This is a genomic window from Arachnia propionica, assembly GCF_003932785.1.
Classification (GTDB): domain Bacteria; phylum Actinomycetota; class Actinomycetes; order Propionibacteriales; family Propionibacteriaceae; genus Arachnia; species Arachnia propionica_B.
In genome coordinates, this window is record NZ_RQYT01000017.1 from 35,785 (window position 1) to 52,249 (window position 16,465).

The 16,465-nt window shown below is 69.5% G+C and carries 13 protein-coding genes and 1 tRNA gene; 5 read left to right on the top strand and 9 right to left on the bottom strand.

Going from position 1 to position 16,465, the window contains the following annotated elements; genetic code table 11:
* The first annotated feature begins 13 nt into the window (after window positions 1–13).
* A complete protein-coding gene (locus EII35_RS08580) occupies window positions 14–1,141 on the top strand; it encodes a lipid II:glycine glycyltransferase FemX (RefSeq protein WP_125228054.1) in 1,128 nt (375 codons plus the stop codon).
* Window position 1,142: 1 nt separating this feature from the next.
* On the top strand, window positions 1,143–2,168 hold the full coding sequence (locus EII35_RS08585) for an alanine racemase (protein WP_125228055.1): 1,026 nt from the start codon (window positions 1,143–1,145) through the stop codon (window positions 2,166–2,168).
* A gap of 3 nt (window positions 2,169–2,171) precedes the next feature.
* On the opposite strand, the gene EII35_RS08590 is transcribed toward EII35_RS08585, so the two are convergent.
* From EII35_RS08590 to EII35_RS08615, 6 genes are read right to left on the bottom strand one after another with little or no spacing between them, the layout of a single operon-like run.
* The gene (locus EII35_RS08590) at window positions 2,172–2,570 is read right to left on the bottom strand and encodes a type II toxin-antitoxin system VapC family toxin (RefSeq protein ID WP_125228056.1); all 399 of its coding nucleotides are present in this window, start codon (window positions 2,568–2,570) and stop codon (window positions 2,172–2,174) included.
* Between the two features lie 3 nt (window positions 2,571–2,573).
* Window positions 2,574–2,852, bottom strand: a complete 279-nt coding sequence (locus tag EII35_RS08595; protein ID WP_125228057.1) for a type II toxin-antitoxin system Phd/YefM family antitoxin — start codon at window positions 2,850–2,852, stop codon at window positions 2,574–2,576.
* Window positions 2,853–2,892: 40 nt separating this feature from the next.
* Window positions 2,893–3,282, bottom strand: a complete 390-nt coding sequence (locus EII35_RS08600; RefSeq protein ID WP_125228058.1) for a hypothetical protein — start codon at window positions 3,280–3,282, stop codon at window positions 2,893–2,895.
* Window positions 3,279–3,833, bottom strand: coding sequence for a hypothetical protein (locus EII35_RS08605; RefSeq protein ID WP_125228059.1), 555 nt, complete (start codon window positions 3,831–3,833; stop codon window positions 3,279–3,281). Before EII35_RS08605 ends, EII35_RS08600 begins: the two co-directional genes overlap by 4 nt.
* 32 nt (window positions 3,834–3,865) lie before the next feature.
* Window positions 3,866–5,290: a glycosyltransferase 87 family protein gene (locus EII35_RS08610; RefSeq protein ID WP_125228060.1), complete on the bottom strand. Its 1,425-nt coding sequence runs from the start codon at window positions 5,288–5,290 to the stop codon at window positions 3,866–3,868.
* A gap of 10 nt (window positions 5,291–5,300) precedes the next feature.
* On the bottom strand, window positions 5,301–7,580 hold the full coding sequence (locus EII35_RS08615; protein ID WP_125228061.1) for a transglycosylase domain-containing protein: 2,280 nt from the start codon (window positions 7,578–7,580) through the stop codon (window positions 5,301–5,303).
* Window positions 7,581–7,842: 262 nt separating this feature from the next.
* Between EII35_RS08615 and EII35_RS08620 the strand changes: the two genes are divergently transcribed.
* Window positions 7,843–10,071, top strand: a complete 2,229-nt coding sequence (locus EII35_RS08620) for a hypothetical protein (protein WP_125228062.1) — start codon at window positions 7,843–7,845, stop codon at window positions 10,069–10,071.
* On the opposite strand, the gene EII35_RS08625 is transcribed toward EII35_RS08620, so the two are convergent.
* Complete coding sequence (locus tag EII35_RS08625) at window positions 10,058–11,656, bottom strand: GDSL-type esterase/lipase family protein (RefSeq protein ID WP_125228063.1); 1,599 nt, start codon at window positions 11,654–11,656, stop codon at window positions 10,058–10,060. The genes EII35_RS08620 and EII35_RS08625 overlap by 14 nt on opposite strands.
* A gap of 13 nt (window positions 11,657–11,669) precedes the next feature.
* A complete protein-coding gene (locus EII35_RS08630) occupies window positions 11,670–12,074 on the bottom strand; it encodes a hypothetical protein (protein WP_125228064.1) in 405 nt (134 codons plus the stop codon).
* Between the two features lie 134 nt (window positions 12,075–12,208).
* On the opposite strand from EII35_RS08630, the gene EII35_RS08635 reads away from it, so the two are divergent.
* Together EII35_RS08635 and EII35_RS08640 are read left to right on the top strand one after the other, a co-directional pair.
* Complete coding sequence (locus tag EII35_RS08635; RefSeq protein WP_125228065.1) at window positions 12,209–14,587, top strand: DUF7824 domain-containing protein; 2,379 nt, start codon at window positions 12,209–12,211, stop codon at window positions 14,585–14,587.
* A gap of 237 nt (window positions 14,588–14,824) precedes the next feature.
* Window positions 14,825–14,897: transfer RNA gene (locus EII35_RS08640), tRNA-Ala, on the top strand.
* Window positions 14,898–15,278: 381 nt separating this feature from the next.
* Here EII35_RS08640 and EII35_RS08645 read toward each other — a convergent pair.
* Entirely contained in the window at window positions 15,279–16,250 is a 972-nt protein-coding gene (locus tag EII35_RS08645) for an Abi family protein (RefSeq protein ID WP_125228066.1), read from the bottom strand.
* Between the last annotated feature and the right edge of the window lie 215 nt (window positions 16,251–16,465).

Genomic DNA, 16,465 nt, shown 5'->3' on the forward strand with positions numbered 1-16,465 from the left:
TAGGTTTGGGGCTGTGAGCATCCGCGTCGACACCATCCCCCCCGCCCAGCATCTCGAGTTCATCGAGGCGCTGGGCGAGGCCAGTTTTCTGCAGCTCCCCTCCTGGGGTCAGGCCAAGCCCGAATGGCGCAGCGAGTCCATCGGTTTCTTCGACGGTGACACCCTCACCGGGGTGGGGCTGGTGCTGTACCGCCAGCTGCCGAAGCTCAAGCGGTACCTCGCCTACCTGCCGGAGGGGCCGGTCCTCGACTGGGAACGCACCGACGTCGAGGCCCATCTCGACGCGCTCGTCGCCCATGCCCGTCGCCGGAAGGCGTTCGCCGTGCGGATCGGCCCGACGGTGGTGCACCGACGCTGGCTCGCCCCCACCGTGAAGGCCGCCATCGCCGACGAGCAGATCTCGGTGCTCTCCGAGGCCGCCCCGGATGAGACCACCCTCGTCGGGACCCGGGTGATGCGGATGCTGGAGCATCTCGGCTGGCAACCCCAGGGCGAGGGACACGGCTTCGCCGCCGGGCAGCCGAAGTTCAACTACCAGGTGCGGCTCACGGATGTCGACGGCGCGGCCCTCAGCGACGACGCCCTGCTCAAGGGCATGAACCAGCTGTGGCGTCGCAACATCAAGAAGGCCGAGAAGCTCGGCGTCACCGTGACCCGCGGCGAGCGCGCCGACCTGGCCCGGTTCCACGAGATCTACCTGGAGACCGCAGCCCGCGACGGGTTCGTCGGGCGCGGGCTGGACTACTTCGAGACGATGTGGGACGCCCTCAACCAGGAGACCCCGGATCGGATGCGCGTCTATCTCGCCGAGCACGAGGGCGACCTCGTCGCCGCGACCACCTGGATCCGGGTGGGGCGGCACGCCTGGTACTCCTACGGTGCCTCCACCACCGCGAAGCGGGAGGTCCGCGGGTCGAACGCGATCCAGTGGCAGATGATGCGCGACGCCCGGGACGCGGGCGCGACGGTCTACGACCTCAGGGGCATCACCGAGGGGCTGGCCGCGGATGACCCGGAGATCGGCCTCATCCAGTTCAAGGTGGGCACGGGCGGCGAGGCCGTCGCCCACGTCGGGGAATGGGATCGACCCATCAACCCGCTGCTCCACTTCGCCTTCCAGCAGTACCTGAAGCGACGGTGACATGACTCTCAGCCTCAACATCGACACCCGCGCCTGGCGGGCCAACGTCAGGTCCCTCCACGACGAGTTCCCCGGGCTGGTGCCCGTCGCGAAGGGCAACGGCTACGGCTTCGGCCTGGACGTGCTGGCCCGCGAGGCGGCCCGGATGAACGATGACTGCATCGCCGTCGGCATCGCTCGGGAGGTGGAGGTCGTGCGGGCGGCGGGCTGGAGCCGCGACATCGTCGTGCTCAACCCGTGGCGCCCCTTCGACCCCGTCGCGACTGCGCTGCTGGACGACCCCGGGGTCATCACCACCGTCTCCAGGCTGGAGGATCTCGACCAGGTGTCGCGGTCGCATCCGAGGACCCGGGTGCTGGTGGAGATCAGGACATCGATGAACCGGCACGGCATCACGGCGGAGGAGATCGCCTCGGTGGACGTCTCGTCGGTGACCTTCGAGGGATGGTCGTTGCACTTCCCGCCGACGGGGGTGCTGGCGGAGGCGCAGCGGCTGGCCTCGGCGGCCGTGGCTCATCAGCGTGGGGCGGTGTGGGTGTCGCACCTGGGGGTCCTCGACTACCGGAAGCTGCGGACCCATCTCGGGGTGCGGACCCGGATGCGGATGGGCACGCAGCTGTGGCTGGGGGCGGAGGAGTCGTTGACGACGACCGCGACGGTGCTCGACGTGCACCGGGTCACGCGGGGGAAGCGGCACGGCTACCACCAGGCGCGGGCGCCGCGCGACGGCTGGATCGTCGTCGTCTCGGGTGGTACGTCGCACGGGATCGCACTGTCGGCCCCGCCGTCGCAGAAGAGCCTCCGGTCACGGACGGTGACGGTGGCGAAGGGGATGCTGGATGCAGTGGGCATGTCGCTGTCGCCGTTCACGATCGCCGGGCGGAAGCGCCCGTTCGCGGAACCACCCCACATGCACGGCTCGATGCTGTTCGTCGGCGGGGCCGAGCCGGGGGTCGAGGTCGGCGACGAGATCCCGGTGACCTGCCGCCTCACGACGACGACCGTCGACGAGCTGCGCTGGAACTGATCCTCAGCCCAGCACCGGATCAATGGTGGGGAGCCCCAAGTACTCCGCCGCTGCGGCCATCCTGGCGTCATGTGTGGCGATCGTGATGGGTTGACCCACCAGGACAGCCGTTGCGAGATGCAGCGCATCAAGGGTCTTGACGTGGCGGCCGATGGCTTCAGCCAGCACATGGGTCTCGCGGCTGATGTCCCACAACCCGACACGCGCGAGAAGAGGCTGGGCTTCCACCAGAGGGCGACCGTCCCGTCGTAGTGTTCGAATGATCTCTGTCCGTAGCAGTCGTGAGGAGACGAGGAAGCGGTCCGGGCTCTCAAGCCACCTCAGAAGCCGAGGTCGCTGCGGAACATTCAGGATCGCGCGGAGCGCCACAGAGGAGTCGAGGTAGACGAGGGCTCCCTGCATGACTCAATGATCCCCGCGCATCTCACGGAGCAGTTCCTCGACCTCGGCGTCCGTGTAGGCAGGACCGCCCGGATGATCCGGCCATGGTGGAGGGTTGGGCGAGGGCGGCGTGTAACGGCCCTCACGCTCCAACCTCAACAGCGTCGCCTCGAAGTCGTTGACCGTGCTGATCCGCCAGCGTGGCCTGCCTCGTTCGGTCACGATGACGTCGTTGTCGTCGTCAACCTGCTGAAGGGTGGCGGCCGTGTTCTGGTTCAGCTCGCGTTTGGTGACCGTACGCATGAGACCAAATGTACTACATTCGTCAGACATTCACGGTCAGTCAGTGGATCGCCCATCCCACCGACAGCAGTACCACGACCATGAGGAACAAGGCCCACTGGGCTTGTCGACCGTAGTCCTTCCGCTTTGCCCCGGATGCCACCAGAGTGACCAGCCAGGCGATGAGGTAGCCCACCTGGAGGGCCAGCAGGAGTGCGACTAGCGCCCAGGAGATGGGGATCACCTGGAAACCGAGCAGCAGGATGACCACCCCCTGCACCAACAGGTCGATGCTGGCCATGTGGAAGACACAACGTCCGGTGAGCCAATAGCCGACGTGATCGTCGCCGGTGGCGGGACGGAGCTGGCGCTGCTCCCTGTCCCCGGCGACGGCGTGGACGGCGCAGGCCGCGAGCAGCAGGAAACCGGCGACGAGGAACCAGACGTTCACGACCCGTTCTGCTCGGCACGGCTGCGGATCCCGGCGATCATCTCCCTCCGGATGAGCGCACTCCCGGCCCGGATGAAGGTCCAGTAGGCGCGGAAGAGGACCGCAGCGGAACGGTTCGTCGGCTGGCACAGCGTGCGGGTCTCGACGAGGGTGCGGGAGTCGTCGGTGGGGGTGAGGCGCCACTCCATGCCGTACTTGAGCCACCCCGGCTCGTTGAAGGCGACGAAGTCGTCGAAGGAACCGACGGGGCGGGTACGCGGGACGGGCGACCACGGCTTCCCGATCATCGCGACGACGCAGGTGCGGGGCGGTTCCTGCAGCATAGCCGCGTACGGGGCGAACAGTTCCAGGCAGGTGACATCGTCGGCGACCCGGCCGAGCCCTCGAAGCCGCATGAGGACGCTGCCGACCGGCAGGTCGGTCCAGCGCAACGTGACGAGGGCCTCCCAGACGCTCTCGACGGGGGCAGCCACGACCCCGAGATGCGCGCTACGGACCGATCCGGCCCCGAGGGCCCGACCGAGTGGCCCCAACACAGTTGTTGATCCCATACCCGGCAACCCTACCCACCCTCGGCCAGGGATCAAGGCCGGTGGCGGCCCGGGATTCCGGCGGCCTCGGCCTCCGTCGCCAGCGTCGGCTCGTCGATACCGGCGAGCCGCTCACCGTCGTTGAGGATGCCGCCGATCGGGTCCGGGACGTCCGGGGTGCGGAGGATGTCGCGTCCCGGCTTGGCCGCGTCGCGGAGGCAGTCGACGAGGATCCACAGCTCCACCCCGACCCGCAGCAGCAGGGCCAGCAGGTAGAGGTTCGGGTTGCCGCTGCGCTGCAGCGTGAGATGCTTCGACAGATACCCCCACACCGCCAGCCAGTACAGCACCTGGGTGACGGTGAACGCGATGAGCTGCGGACGCCTGGGGGCCGCCAGGACCAGCGCGAACAGCAGCCACAGCCCGGCCTGGGGGCCGAAGGACGCGCCGAGGAGCAGCGTCGGGAACAGGAACAGGGCGACGACCGTCCCGAGGCGGGGACGCAGCCGACGCAGGTACAGCCACGTCACGATGAGGACCAACGCCAAGCAGGTCAGCATGAAACCGAGGGACCCGGCGGCGCGCACCTCCCAGCCGAGGAACCGCATCGCGAACAGCAACGACCCGTACCCGGCCTCCCGGCTGAGCTCCCCGCGGTAGAAGGCGAGCACCAGTTGGGGTTTGCTCAGCAGCAACGGCAGGTGAACGACGGCGAGGGCCGCGGCGGCGGGACCGAGGAACCGGAACACCTCCCGGACCTGCGTCCGCAACGCCATCGTCAGGGCGACGGCGAGGATCACCGCCACGGCGGTCAGTGACACCCCCGCCGCCAGTCCCAGCACGAGACCGGCGACGGCCGGGCGCGACCTCGCGAACTGGAGCAGTCCGAGCGCGCACAGGGCGATGCCCAGCAGGTCGTAGGAGATCAGCCCCGACGCCAACACCACGGGGGAAGCCGCGATGAGCAGCCCGTCCCACGTCGGGCGTCGGGCCTCCAGGGCGTCGCGGCCGAGGAAGCTCACGCACACCACGAGCACGAGGAAACTCACGAACAGGATCACCACGACGAGCCCGAAGTAGACCTGGGCCTGATCCAGCTGCACGTCGAGGGCGCTGCCCGCGGACCCGGGTGTCGGGACACCGCCCGGTCGCAGCCACTTCGTGAGCAGGACCACGACGAGCAGGACCAGGCCCAGCAGCGGCGGGTGCAGCATCGGGTCGGAGCCGAGCGGCAGGGCGCCCTCGCCGAAGTGCTGGCTCGTCCAGGCGACGGAGATGTCGGAGTAGCACAGCCGGATGAACGCGTCGACGTTGTCGCGGGACGAGGTCTGGATGCACGGCAGCTGCCGCACCGTCAGCACGAGGAACAGCAGCGTCGCGACGAGGATGCTCCACAGGAGCGGGTTGAACCAACGCCCGGCGGGGCGGGCGAACCTGCCCATGGGACCGCCGAGTCCGGCGAGCAGCGCATTCCTCATGCGTCAGAACCTACCGGTTCCCGGGCGCGGGATCGTCACCTCCGTCCTGCTCCTCATCGGGGGGTTCGGGCTGTTCCTGGCTGGGCGTCGGGGTCGGCCTCGGTTCCACGGGTGAACTGGGCTCCGCCGTCGGGGCCGCCGACCTCGTGGGTTTGGACGTGGGTGAGGGGCGGGGTTCATCCGGCGGGGGCGCCGACGCCGTGGCCTGGGCGGTGGTGGGTGGCGCGGGTTGCGGCTCCGTCTGCTCGGCGGAGGCGACTGGTGCCTCGGTCTCCGTCTCGGACGGCTCCTCGGTGGTCTCGACGATGCTGGGCTCGGCGGTCGCCGTCGGGGAGGCGGACTGTCCCTTCAGCCGTTCGGGGGTGTCGAAGTCGAGCTTCTCCATCCCCTCGGATGCGGTCGTCATGTAGTCCACCCACGTCATGAGGGGGTAGGAGGAGCCGAAGAAGGTCTGGTCCTGCGGCCGCTTGTACGGTTCGAGGTCCTCGTTGCCGGAGTCGCCCGCCACGTACATGACGGCCGTGGAGATCTGCTTGGTGTAGCCGACGAACCACGCCGAGGTGATGGTGTCGTCGACGCCGTTGGTCCCGGTCTTGCCCGCCACCGGCCGGTCGAGCGCGGAGGCCTTCTTGCCCGTGCCCTCGGAGACGACGGAGGTCAGGGCGTCGGTGACGTGCGCCGCGACGTTGGCGTCGATGTTCTGGGCGGGTTCGTGTTTCGCCTCGTAGAGGACGTTGCCGTGCCGGTCGGTGACCTTGGTCACGAAGTGGGTGGGCTTGTACCGGCCGGAGTCGGCGAGGGTGGCGTACGCGTTGGCCATGTTCAGCGGGCTGACCTCGGCGGCACCGAGGGCGATCCGGTTGTTGAGGTCCCAGCCGGGGCCCTCCGGGGCGCCCGCGTCGTTGGCGGCCTTGACGACCTCCTGGGGGCCGTTGTCCATCTCCTGGGTCATGTCGACGAAGGCGGTGTTGATGGACTCCGCGATGGAGCGACGGAGGGTGACGTCGCCGTACTGGTGGCTGAACTCGTTGCGGATGGGCACCGGGTCGCCGCGCGGGGTGAAGGTGTCGCCCTTGAGGATGCTGTCGAGGGTGTAGCCGTTGCGCAGCCCGGCGATGGCGGCGAAGGTCTTGAAGGTCGACGCGGCGGGGCGGGGGGTCGTCGCCCAGTTGCGGGAGTTCTCGACGTAGTCGGGGCCGCCGTACATCGCGAGCACCCCGCCCGTCGCGGTGTCGACGGAGGCGAGGGCGACGTGCAGTTGCGCGGGGTCCTGCGGGGTCTTGGCGTCGGCGGCCGCCTGCTCGGTGTACTGCTGGGCGGTGGCGACGGCGTGGTCCTGCATCGTCTTGTCGAGGGTGGTGACGATCTTCAGGCCGCCGCCCTGGACCTGCTCCTCGGCGAAGCCGAGCGATTCGAGTTCCGCCTCGATCTGGGAGACGAGGAAGCCCTTGGGTCCGCCGTAGCGGTCGGACTTGGGGACCTCGGGGAACTCGGGGAGGGCCCCGTGGACGGCGTCGTGGTCGGCCTGGGTGATGTAGCCCTCGGCGAGCATCTGCCCGAGCACGTACTGGTAGCGGCCGAGGAGGCGTTCGCGGTGCTTCTCACCGCCGGAGGGGTTGAACCCGGCCGGGTTGTTGAGGATGGCGGCGAGGGCGGCGGCCTCGGAGAGGCTGAGTTCGGCGGCGGACTTGAGGAAGAAGGAGCGTGCGGCGGCCTCGATGCCGTAGGCGCCGCGTCCGAAATAGATGGTGTTGAGGTAGCCCTCGAGAATCTTCTCCTTCGGCACCTCGCGGCCCATCTTGATGGCGAGGATGAGTTCCCGGACCTTGCGTTGGGCGCTGCGTTCGGAGGTGAGGTAGAGGATCTTGATGTACTGCTGGGTGATCGTCGAGCCGCCCTGGACCTCGCCGCCGCGCAGGATGTTCCACATGCCCCGGGCCATGCCGGAGATGGAGAAGCCGGGGTCGGTGAAGAAGGAGGAGTTCTCCGCCGCGACCACCGCGTCCTTCATGACCTGCGGCATCTCGGCGTAGTCGAGGGTGACGCGGTTCTGCACGGCCAGCGACCCGAGCTGCGACTCACCGTCGCGGTAGTAGATGAAGGTGGTGTTGGTGGTGAAATCGCTGTTCGGGTCGGGCAGCTTCGTGGTGGCGTAGAGGTAGAAGAAGGTGCCCACTCCCGTGAGCCCGATGAGGACGAACAGCGCCAGGAACCCCAGGGCGATCCGCCCGAGGATCCTGCGGGCGCGGGGCTTGCCGCGCCGGGCCTTCGGCTTCTTCTGCTCAGACATGTCTCCAGCCTAAAGGTTCATTTCAAGATGGCTCACCCCGCGGTACACCAAGGTTGGCCTGCCATCCGTTCAGCCAGAGCAAAGTTCAGAGGGTGCGCGGAGAGGGGATCGTCACGAGGATCGGCACGGCAGCCTCCCGACAAGGCGGTCGACGGGCACCGACGCGCCACCCGTCGACCCACCCCGACCACCGGCACGAACCGCCGCCCTGCGTCCACGAGGCCCCGTTTGAAACGTTTCAAGCGAAGCAGAACGGCGATTCGTGACCCCCTTCCCCAACCAGCTGATCCAGGAGCTCCACGCAGGACAGGCGGCCAGGTGGGGGACCGGCCTGGACGACCTCCAGCGACGGGACCGCTGTAGATTCAGCACTGCCGACGTGATTCCCCGAGGAGACGACATGGGCTTCATCGACCACGTGGTCGGGATGGCCGAGAAGGCGCGCCGCGCCGAGAACGACCCCGACGCCGACACCCGGCGCTGCGCCGTGGAACGCGGCTCGAGGTGGCGTGAGGTGCTCGCGGGGATGCTGTCCGGCAGGCTCCGGATCGGCAGCCGCACCCCCGTCGAGGACCTCCCCGTGTGGGTGACCCCCGAGGTGGTGCGCGGCGGCTTCGTCACCGGGCGTGCCCTCGCAGCCAACCCCCTCGACCCCGACGAGGCGGAACTCGCCGACGAGCTCGGCCTGCCCCGGACCCGCCGCGCCCTGTTCGACTGGTGGATCAGCCCCGAGGGCCGGGCCGTCCTCCTCTCCCTCCTCGACGACGACGCCTTCTCCGCCCACCTCTCCGAGCACACCGCCCTCATGGCCGTGGCGCTGCTCCACGACCGCGGCGACGAGGAGCGGGCGGCCCGCCTCATCGCGGAACTCGCACCGTTCCGCGACCGACTGCGGTTCGTGCCGCACGCCACCACCCCATCGACCGCCACACCCGGCACCGTCCACCGCCACACCGTGGCCCGCGCCCGCGCCGACCTGGCAGGCTTCCGAACACCCTGGAAGGTGCTGGCGCAGCAGGAGGCTCTCACCGTCTGGATCCCGCTGCGCGACGAGGTGGTCACCTTCCTCGCCGAACTCCTCACCCGGGACGAGCCCCGCCCCGCCGACCTCGAACGCGCGGCCCGCCTCGTCGCCATGTACCGCGACGCGCTCCGCACCCACCCCCATTGCCGCAAGTACCGGCGGCGGGGCGAGAACCTGCCCCTGCTCATCGAGGAGCTGGAGCAGCTGGGCTCCGCGCCGTGGCCCTCGCGGCGGGCACGCCGCGTCCTCGACGACATCGAACGCAAACGGGGCCTCCCCCACAGCGACCGCGCCCGTCGACTCCGCGCCGAGCAGGACGCCCAGGCATCCCGGCCGTTGCACGCGGAGATCGGGGCGATCCTCGCCGACCGTCTCTCCGAGCTCCGCGACGACGAGGGCATCCCCGACGACCTCCTCGACGACCTCACCGCGCCCATCACCGTCGACGAGGCCACCGCCCGCGTCCCAGCGGGCACCGAGGTGCCCGAACGTCTCGGACTCAGTCTCGAACGGGCCGTCGCGCGCCCCCTCCGCCTGCTCGCCCACTCCCGGGGCATCATCCCGTCGTGCGAGGTGCTGGCCGAGGTCGCGCCCCAGGTGACGGCCTGGCGGCTGCGGGAGGGACGTGACGTCCGGGTGGGTCGGCTCCTCGGGGCCACCCACCTGGCCTTCAGTCGTCGACGCAGCCTGCTGCTCACCGACCTGCGCCACCAGGTGGGACTCGACGAGCTACCGTGGATCCGCGACCTCCCCGGCGCCGACCACGACCCCGACGCGCTCCGCCGGGCCGCTTGCGACCTCGCGGCCCGCGCCCTCGCCTCCTACCCCTTCACCCCCTTCCCCAACCAGCTGATCCAGGAGCTCGACCACCTCACCCGGCAGGCGGGCGACGACCTCCCGTGGACCCGCGAACTGGCGGCCGACATCTTCGAGTGCGCCTTCAGCCCCACCTTCGCCCGCGCCGCCCGCGAGGCCGCCCCGCTGCTGCGCGGCACCCTGTACGAGCGCTACTACGGCCTCGACACCGACCTCCTGAGCCGCGTCGACGCCGCCGCGTTCACCCGCTGGTGCCTCACGGCGGCCCCTCCGACCTGGCGGCCCGGCGAATGGTCGGTCGCGGTGCACGGGGCGATCATCGAGCGGCAGCAGATCGCCACCACCCACAACCTCGCGACGGCGGTCGCCCTCGGGGTCGAACCCGTCGACGGCTGGGAGCAGGCCGGGAACAGGGCGATCGAGTACGCCCTGTGGCACCTGCGACACGACCCGGAGCCGCGTCGGGCGGCGCGGGCGTGGCGGCAGGGGGTGTTCCACCTGTCGATGGCGGGTCTCGACGCGGTCCTCGAGGGCCCCTGGTGGAAGGACCTGTTCGCCGACGACTGCGCCCACCTCCGCGACGACCTGCAGCGCGCCATGGCGGGCGAGCCGGTCACCCCGCTGCTCGGCTGGCGGGTCAGCTGCCCGTAGCGGGCAGCCCCGGGCGCGACCTGCGCGTCGGCTCGGACGGCTGCCGCTCCGGGGCCTTCCCCGGCGCGGTGGCCGACGGGGCCGGTGCTGGGGTTCCCGGGGTCGGGGTCGGGCTGGGTGCCGGGCTCGGGACGTCCTCCACGGCCTCGGTGATCCCCTCCTTGTCGGTGGTGGGGATACCGGGGTCCGCGTCGCACACGTCCCCGACGCCATCGCCGTCGTGGTCCTCCTGCCCGTGGTTCGCGGCATCCGGGCAGTTGTCCTGGGCGGCGGGGATGCCGTCGCCGTCGCTGCTGACATCGACCTCAGCGGTACCGACGGCGGTGCGGCCCTGCGAGTCGGTCACCCGCAGCGCGACCTCCCCGACGAACTCGTCCGGCCAGCTGTGGTCGAGGGTGGGGCCGCCCTCCACCTCGAAGACGCCGTCGCCGTCGAGATCCCACTCGAAGCGGTCGAGGGTCCCGGACGGGGTGAAGGAGGCCCGGCCGTCCAACGTCACCGACTCCCCCGTGGCAAGGACATACGGCCCCTGGATCCAGGCGAAGGGCTGCTCGGCCGCGGCCGGACGGGCGTCGTCGTCGAGGGTGGCGACGTGGCCGAGGGTCACCGGACGGGTGCTGTCCGGCACCCCGACCCGGTTGCGCAGCTGGGCGGCCAGCTGGTCGTGACCGATGAGGTTCGGGTGGTACCACTCCTGGTACTCCCACGAGAACCGCGACTCGGTGCGCCCGGACTCCCCAAGCCGCCCCTCGGTCTCCAGGAACTCGTTGAGCCAGCGATAGTCGTTGCGGGAGCCGGAGCTGGGGTCGGGTTCGTGACCCGCGAACGCCGACTGCACCGAGTCGATGTAGCTCACCCGCTGCCGGGACCCGGCGTTCCACTCGGCGACGGTGGCGGCCTGGGCCTGCGCGGCCTCGGCGCCGACGGAGCGCACCTCCGTCGCGGCCGGGTAGTTCAGCCGCTCCTTGCACCGACCCCAGCTGCGTCGGAGGCATTCGCTGAGGACGTAGCCGGGACGGTCGAGGCTGAGGTGGGGGTAGCCGATGAGCACGATCCGCGCGTGGTCGCCGGTCAGCCGTTCGTCGAGGGCGCGGAGCAGCCGGAGCATCCGGTCCTTCAGGTCCCCCCGCACGAAGGTGCGCGCCCGGTCGACGGCGTCGCGGCAGTCGGTGGCGTCGCGCATCCCGACGACGAAGCACTCGGAGAGGATGCTGGCGAAGCCCGCGTCGTTGCCGCCGATGGTGAGCATGACGAGGTCGGCCTGACGCGGCACCTGAGGGATCTGGTTGCGGATGACGTCGTCGATGGTGTTCCCGGACCAGGCGAGCACCGTCAGGTTCGCGTGGACGCCCTGCCCGTTGAGCCAGTCGACGTAGCGGTGGCCCCAGTTGGCGCGGCTGCGGAAGGAGCCCTGCGGCCCGTAGTACGACCCGGCCCCGTTCCCTGCGGAGTAGGAGTCACCGAGGACGACGACGCTGAGCTGCTGCCCCGCGCGGGGGTCGGCGTGGGACGGCACGGTGCCGAGCATCAGCACCGCCGCGATGAGACAGGCGAGGAACGTGGTCAGGCGGCGGGCTGCGGTCATGGTTCTCCTCGGTTCACTGGTAGGTCAGGGTCACCCTCAGCCCCGGCCCGGGGCACTCGTCGGCGTGGGCGTCGACGAGGAGCACGAGCGTGTCGGAGCCGTGCGACTTGTGGGCGACGACGGTGTTCGGGGTGCTGAGGTCGGCCTGCTCCGTCCATCCCTCGGAACGGGCGGTCGCCAGCACCTGGGAGACGGCGGTGTCCCCGTCGACCTCCAGGGAGAAGCACCTCGTGACATGGGGCTGGCCGGGTTTGTCCTTGTCGGGCCGGGATTCCTCGGTGGAGACGACTGCGAGTCCCTCCCAGTCGGTCTTGGAGATGGACTCGCGACGCAGCACGTCGAGCAGGGCGGCGGCGTCGCTCTGACAGGCGCTCAGGGCGAGCACGGCCCCTAGGGCGACCAGTGCGTGGATTCTCACGACCCCCACCTCCCATCGGGTATCGACGTTGATCCCTTGTCGTTGACAGCAGCCTAAGCGTTGCCCCGCGGGGCCGCAAGGGTGCGGGGACGACTCCGAGATCCCCTGACGGGGGCGGGCCCTAGGATTCGGCCATGGACACAGCGTGGGACCGAATCGAGGACCTCGTCCTGACCGAACGTTCGATGCAGGAGATCGTCCCGCTGCTCCGGGACCTCCCGGCGCCGTCCGGTTCGGCCGCGAAGCGGCTCAGCGACCTGGGCAAGCGGATCTGGCAGGAGACCGAGCCCGGCCAGCGGGCGCCGTCGCATGGCGCCAGGGACCGGTCCCAGTCGCGCCTCCACGTCGTCGCGGCCGCCCTGCCGTTGACCCCGCTGCAGTTCCTCAAGCACTCGGACAAGCGGGATCTGCTGCCGCTCCTCGACGATCCCGCCACCCGCGACGCGGTGCTGGAACTCTTCGCGCGACGCGGCGAGCAGTGGCTGACGGAGTACTGCGAACGCTCGTACTCCTCCGCTGACAACGCCGTTCGTTCCAGCACACTGGCGCACCGGTTCCCGGTCCTGTTCGACCTGCCGCTGCCCGCCGATCCCCGCTACTGGCGGGGCTGGGTGGCGGGTGACCCGTTCCCCCGCCCGGGCGTGCGCTGGCAGGAGTACTTCCTCGCCGCCTGCGCCGCCCCGGAGGCGTTCCAGGGCTCCTTCCTCACCCGCGACGAGCACCGGCGGCGGGTGAGGATCGACGAGCTGCGCACCGTCGAACCCATCGACGACGACGCCCTCCTCGACGCCCTGGTGCGCGCCGTCGCCCGCCTGGAGCGGCCCGCGAACCAGCGTCACCTCATGATGTGGCTGGAGGACCTGGGGCTGCTGCCCCGCCTCCACGAGAAGGCCGACTTGCTGGTCACCCTCATCTCCCTCCTCGACTCCACCGTCGTGAAGGAGCTGCTGGCGCAGCTGCTGCCCGACGCCACACCCGAGCGGCTGGCGGCCCTCGCCCCGGAGGTGCTGAGCCGCAAGGAGAAGCTGATGCGGCGGCAGGTCCTGCGGGCGCTGAAGCGGATCGACGCGCCGTCGCCGGAGCTGGTGGAGCTCGTCGCGACGGCGACCGCGGACCCGGACGCGGAGATCGTGAGGCTGGCGGCGGGACTCACCGAGGCCTGGGGCGGCACCGCGACGGTGGGGCTCGGGCTGTGGCAGGAGCCGTCGCTGCCGGAGGTGGTGGAGCTCGACGAGGTGAGGGCCTCGGATCTGTCCGGGCTGTTGGGCCGAGCCGTGGAGCAGGATGACCTCGCGGTGGGTGGAGAGGAGCTCCTCTGGATGGAGCAGGTGTTGGCCGCACTCGTGGCTCATGGGCATGAGCACGGCCGGGCGGCCACCACTGTCCTGGTGGAGGACGCTCTGACGGCCAACGTGAATCAGTCGCTACCGAGGACCCTGCTGAACATCTGGGTCGAGGCGGAGCACGGCAACGGCAGGTTCCCTCTGCCCGGATGGCGGGACGGCCTGGACCGTTGGGCCGCGGCCAGGTTCCGTGACGCTCTGCGCGCGGTCGGCGACATCCCGTGCCTGCTGTCCACTCCGACACACACGGATGGCCATCTCGCCTGGCCGGTGCTGGTGGCGCGGCTCGAACGGTACCGGGAGGCCGGGGTGGAGCCAGTCGCCTCGGACCTCCACGTCGCGTTGGGCCGGGTCTTCGACGACGACGGCTCGCCCGTCCCCGTCGCCGAGGAGACGATCTCAGCGTGGCGGGCCTCCCCACCCGGAGAGCCGAGCCTGATGGTGGCGGAACAGTCATTGCTCAAGCGCATGCTGAAGGGGCAGCGTCACGGATTCAAGGTGGTGGGCGATGAGTCGCCTCTGCTGGATGTTCTGGATCTGGGAGTGCCGTGGAATCGTTCGCCGTGGTGGAGACCAGGGCTGACCGACTTCGGGTGGGGTGTCCGGCTGCTGCCCCGCCATCCCGGCCAGGCGTGGGGACATCTGTTGCGGTCCCGAAGGCAGTGGTCCGCCGCGTCCTGGTTGATGGCGATCGGCGGATCGGTGCCCCGGCTCGGAGCACTGGGCTCCTTCGCAGCGATGGTCCTGACGGCGACCGGACAGCGGGAGCAGGAAGAGGAGATGGCGACGGCCCTGGTCACCCTCTGGGACGAGGGCCGGGTCACGGCCGACGATCTCGTCCAGGCATGGCACTCACCCTGGTGGCAGGAGTGGTGGTGGCGCGGTCAACGGAACCCGTTGCCAACAGCACGGGTGCTCGTCAAGGCGGCCGAGCTGGGCGGGCTGCAGCTGGCCTGGCCGCTGCTGACCGAGGTGGCGGAGGAGATCGCCGCGATGGATCCACTGCCGAAGGAGGCCCACACGACGCTGGAGGCCGTGCTCCGTTACCTCCCGGAGGTTCCCCGGATGCCGCCCCTGCCGGCGATCACGGCCCTGGCCGAGCGCAGCTCGTCGTCGAAGGCGATCCGCGCGGCCAAGCAGATCGCGAAACTGCTGACCCACCCGTCCTGAACCACCCGTCCTGAGACCCCGCCCTCCCGTCGACCTCGCTCCCCCGTCGTCCTCGCCCCCCGGCAGGCACGAACCGCCGTTCTGCTTCCGCGAGACCAAGATTGAAACGTTTCAAGCAAAGTGAACCGGCGATTCGTGACCGGACCAGGGCGCGGGCGCAGCGGGACGGGGTGGGCCCGGACGGATGTCCCCAACTTCGCGCTCCCGCTCGACAGCGGCTATGCTGTCGAGGTACTCGGGGCATTAACTCAATTGGTAGAGTGCCACCTTTGCAAGGTGGAAGTTAGGGGTTCGAGTCCCCTATGCTCCACAACCAAACCCTTGCCATCGTCGATGGTTTCGGTGTCGAGGTAGGCGTATCACGGTCGACCAGGACCGTGGTGGGCCCGCGGTCGGCAGCGATGCAGCGATGAGTGCCAGCCCACCCTCTGCTGTGAAGGTGCCAGCAGGGAAGAGGGATGTGCCCCGGATCAGTCCCGGTCGGGCCTGCCCGCCGATCTCGGGAACATTCACCGAGAGGTGCAGGTCCCACCCGCAGAAGACGCCCTTGCGTTTCGGTTCTTCCTGCCCGGTAGCCGTCACGGCGTCGGGGTCGACGGTGTGTGCTGATGCCGCCCGTCTGCACCGGTCTTGGACAGAGCGAAGACGGCGTATGGACGACGGTCGAGCGCAAGTGGAGTTGTGGAGGGGGTCAGTGGATGCTCCACAACTCCTCGGTCAACCAACCCTCTACGAAGCCCATGGTGCTCTCAGGTGTCCATCCGAGCACCGAGGGGAACTTGCCCATGGTCGTCCGCAGATCACTGGCGAAGCGCGAGTCGGGATGGACATGCCGCAGCAAGTAGGCCAAGACTGCCGTCAGGAAGTAGACCTTGTTGGTGTCGGCAGACACGAGGTGGTGCAGTTCCTGTCCCACCATGCGCCTGTTGATCTTGTCCGGTGGGTAAACGGTGCTCCTGTTCCAGATGCGCGCGTTGTGAGCGCAGTGGTTGCGGAGTACGTTCAGGGCCTTCAGCCAGCCGAACAACACCTGCTGATTCTTGACCCCAACCTCCTCCGCGATGCGCCGCGCATCCTTGGGTTGCATCATCCGGTAGAGCCCTATCAGGCAGCCCATCGTCATGAACTCGGTTGCGGCCCACACCGGCACATCACCGTCGTACTTGGTGACGAAGTGGACCACGTAATCCTCGCGGTCTGCTTTACGCTGCAAGGAGTCGTACTCGCTGCGCCAGGTGTCGTACTTCGACCGTGCGTGGTCGAGTCCGTGCCACACTGCATTGCATCGCTGGGGGTCAAGGCCGCTGCAGTCCAGGTGGGCAAGGGGTCCGTGCTTCCCCAAGTGGTAGCCCACCTTTGTGCGAAGGGCGACCTCCAGTGACTGAATGGCAGGCAACAAGGTGCGTCGAAGCCGGTGGTCGAAATCGTGGAGCGCCACGGCATCCGACAGGCACGCGCCCGCCACGAAGTCGTCCGAGCGGTGCACGTTGCCAGCATCGTCGGTGGTGAAGGCCCTCATCGGGTAGGTGTAGGCCGAGAGGCGGTAGTAGCCGATCCGCTTCAGCGCCCGTACCGCATCGCCTTCACGACCAACGTCCAGCCCCCGAGAGGCCAGGAGACGAACCTGCTGGTCGTAAGGCCGGTGGGGCTTGGTGTAGCGCATCACACTATGGTGCCAAAGGAAAACCGACCCATGCACGACAGGTGGCGCAAGGCCGGTTGCCGAGAGAGGGGCCGGTGTTTATGCCCCCATGGTAGCCGCCAGGGCCGACCTCGCGTCAAGACCCCGACGTGCCTCAGCTAGTTTGAGCGCGTGGGTGGGGTCGGTGCCTCAGCTAGTTTGAGCGCGAAGCTTGCCCGTGTGGAAGGCAAGATCCC